The sequence below is a fragment of the Okeania sp. SIO2B9 genome (genome assembly GCF_010672505.1).
Taxonomy (GTDB): domain Bacteria; phylum Cyanobacteriota; class Cyanobacteriia; order Cyanobacteriales; family Microcoleaceae; genus Okeania; species Okeania hirsuta.
The window spans coordinates 1-2,660 of sequence record NZ_JAAHGK010001088.1 but is presented as its reverse complement, the minus strand read 5'-3'; the positions used below and the strand labels follow the sequence as shown (position 1 = coordinate 2,660).

Below are 2,660 nucleotides of genomic sequence, written 5' to 3'. Positions count from 1 at the left end.
ATTCCTCAGCCAAAACCACATTCTAATATGTTACCCCCATTTCGAGTTACTAACGCAGCAAAAGCTTTCATATAAGGCGTTTCCCAACGTTCCATTACTGGATGCCTTTCAATTGCTAATTTTTCATCACTCAGCAATGCTTTTACCGGAATGGAAATACTCTAAAAATACTTTTTTATAAGCATCCATTTCAAAATAACGAGAACGAGAAGGGGAGGGAGCTTCGATAATTTGATTACCTATGGCAAGAAACAGATCGCGAGGACAATAATTAAAATGTCCGCAAGTAGAGCAATTAGGGGTAGAAAAAGAGATTGAATGGTTGGTAATTTCTGGACGACGAACTTTCACGTTTAATTCTTGCAACGTGGCAACCAAAATAGCAAGGTCTTCTTGAGTTTCTTCTAGGACGCGATCGCTAAATTGCCCAGTTGGGATATCTTCGTCAGCTAATTCAGGAAAATCTACCCCGCGCACACTGGGGTCAATTTGAGGAAGTCTTGCATTTTCTACCACTCCGACAATAATTTCTTCTAATGGAGACCATTCATCATAAACGGAAACTTTGCAGTTATTTGCGGCTTTGTTGCATACAATTGATCGACATCTTTGTTGTGAGAGTAATTTTGGACTTTATAAACTGTTTTTGACATATTTTTAAATTAAATTTGGTTGGATTTGTCGTTGAGTCTTGGATAGTGATAGTTGAAAGCGATCGCTCTCTCAACCACAAAATCCAAGTATGGGTATCAAGATTTATCATAAATCAATGTCCCAATTGTCACCTTGATTTGTCGCAACCTATTTAGGATTTTTATAGTAATAATCTATCATTTTGTCAAAAAATTATAACTTTTTAACGCATAGGAATTAATTAATTAATTATCAGGAAAAAATTATGTTTCATTATAATATATTTGACTATTTTTTATTTAAGAATTATACAAAATATCTTATACTTACTTTATAAGTCTTTGTTATGAATGACTACGGAATTTTTTAGAAGTCTGAATTAATAATTCAGGAGTGATTCGGGAGTAGCTTTGATATGATTTTTTAGGTCATAAATCATCTTTTTTGTCAAAAATACATCTCCTGCAAAATCTTTTTAAAGTAATGCAGCATTTTAGATGAAACAATCTATTACTGGCGTGTCAAGGTTGAAAATATGAATTAAAAAACCTAACCCTCCCAACCCCCTTCCATCTCGCTTTGAAAGGGAGGAAGAAGGAAGCGGGAGAAAGACTCTCCTGTGAGCTAGAGGGGAGTTGGCAGAGAGGTCTCCATACAGGTATAAATCAAGGTATCATATATTAACAAAGCTCTCTATTTCCTATTATTAAACTGAAAGTTAAAAAGTTAGATAAATCGGCAATTATTCTCTTTAAAGTCAAAATTCAAAATTCCAAAGTAAGAATTAAAGAAAGTAAAGTCAAAATTCAAAATTAAATCAGGTCAATTAAAAATGATAAAACTGAAATTTAAAAAGTTAGATGAATCAGCAATTATTCCCTTTTACGCTCATAAAGGAGATGCCGGATTAGATTTATTTTCTATTGATGAATTAACTATTAATCCTGGAGAAAGCACATTAATTCATACAGGTATTTCTATAGAATTACCATCAGGAACAGAAGCACAAATTCGCCCGCGAAGTGGATTAGCTTTAAAACATCAAATTACTGTTTTAAATACTCCCGGAACTATCGATGAAACTTACCGAGGAGAAATAGGAATAATTCTGATAAATCATGGTAAAAATTCCTTTAAAGTAACTAAAGGAATGAAAATAGCTCAAATGGTTATAGCATCAGTCTTATCTGTTAAGGTAGAAGAAGTCGATCGATTAAGTACAACTGAAAGAGATATTAGTGGATTTGGTTCAACAGGAATATGACAGAAGAATTATATCAAAGACCGACCTGGGATGAATATTTTTTAATGATTGCTAAATTAGCTGCTACTCGCTCAACTTGTTTAGCTTTTCCAGTGGGGGCGGTAATAGTTAAAGATAGACAAGTTTTGGCAACTGGTTATAATGGTCCTCCTTCTGGTTCTTCACATTGTACAAGTCAAGGTTTTTGTTATCCTGAATTAAGTAGTTGTGATGCTAGTAAAGTTTTACCATCTCGTGCTGTTCATGCAGAAGCTAATGCTATTGCTCAAGCTGCAAAACATGGCATTTCTACGAATGGTTCAGTTATTTATGTCACTCTAGAACCTTGTATTTATTGTTTGAAATTAGTTATTTCTGCTGGAATTAAAGAAGTGTTTTATGAGACTCCTTTTAATAGTGGAGAAAAGGCAGCTTTAAGGGATATGTTTATTAAAGAAGGTTTGGTTATTCTCAAGCAAATTTCCATCTCAGAAACAATTGCTAAAAAAGCAGCAACATCTCTACTTTTTCCTACTTCTGTTGCTAAATCTTCTAAACTTGAGGAAGAATAATTTTTGAAAGTTAAAAGTCAAAAGTTAAAAGTTAAAAGTAATCTGTGCCTGAGTGTCCGCTGTGGCAATGTTCCGCCAAAGGGATTTACCAATATATCCATAAAAGGAAGCATAAACTGTTCCCTGTTCCCAGTTAAGTGTTCCCTACCCTTGCTATACAATACCGATGCTACCGGACATGATATAACTTGGTCTTTTTGTTAGACGTTTAA

At 33.9% G+C, this 2,660-nt stretch carries 4 protein-coding genes; 2 read left to right on the top strand and 2 right to left on the bottom strand.

Features of this window, described 5'->3' with window-relative positions; genetic code table 11:
* Positions 1 to 5: 5 nt before the first annotated feature.
* Complete coding sequence (locus F6K13_RS27580) at positions 6 to 137, bottom strand: hypothetical protein (RefSeq protein ID WP_275670447.1); 132 nt, start codon at positions 135 to 137, stop codon at positions 6 to 8.
* On the bottom strand, positions 127 to 516 hold the full coding sequence (locus F6K13_RS27575) for a hypothetical protein (RefSeq protein ID WP_124147206.1): 390 nt from the start codon (positions 514 to 516) through the stop codon (positions 127 to 129). Before F6K13_RS27575 ends, F6K13_RS27580 begins: the two co-directional genes overlap by 11 nt.
* 952 nt (positions 517 to 1,468) lie before the next feature.
* Between F6K13_RS27575 and dut the strand changes: the two genes are divergently transcribed.
* Both dut and F6K13_RS27565 read left to right on the top strand, forming a co-directional pair.
* Positions 1,469 to 1,897 carry a dUTP diphosphatase gene (gene dut, locus F6K13_RS27570; protein ID WP_192901209.1) on the top strand — a complete coding sequence of 143 codons (429 nt, stop codon included), beginning with the start codon at positions 1,469 to 1,471 and terminating at the stop codon, positions 1,895 to 1,897.
* Positions 1,894 to 2,448 (top strand): dCMP deaminase family protein, encoded by a 555-nt coding sequence (locus tag F6K13_RS27565; RefSeq protein WP_124147208.1) that lies wholly within the window; start codon positions 1,894 to 1,896, stop codon positions 2,446 to 2,448. The genes dut and F6K13_RS27565 overlap by 4 nt, the downstream gene beginning before the upstream one ends.
* Positions 2,449 to 2,660: the final 212 nt, after the last annotated feature.

Bases quoted from the DNA above. Each gene is read 5' to 3' on its own strand.
- F6K13_RS27565 (WP_124147208.1), top strand. From the start codon at position 1,894: ATGACAGAAGAATTATATCAAAGACCGACCTGGGATGAATATTTTTTA.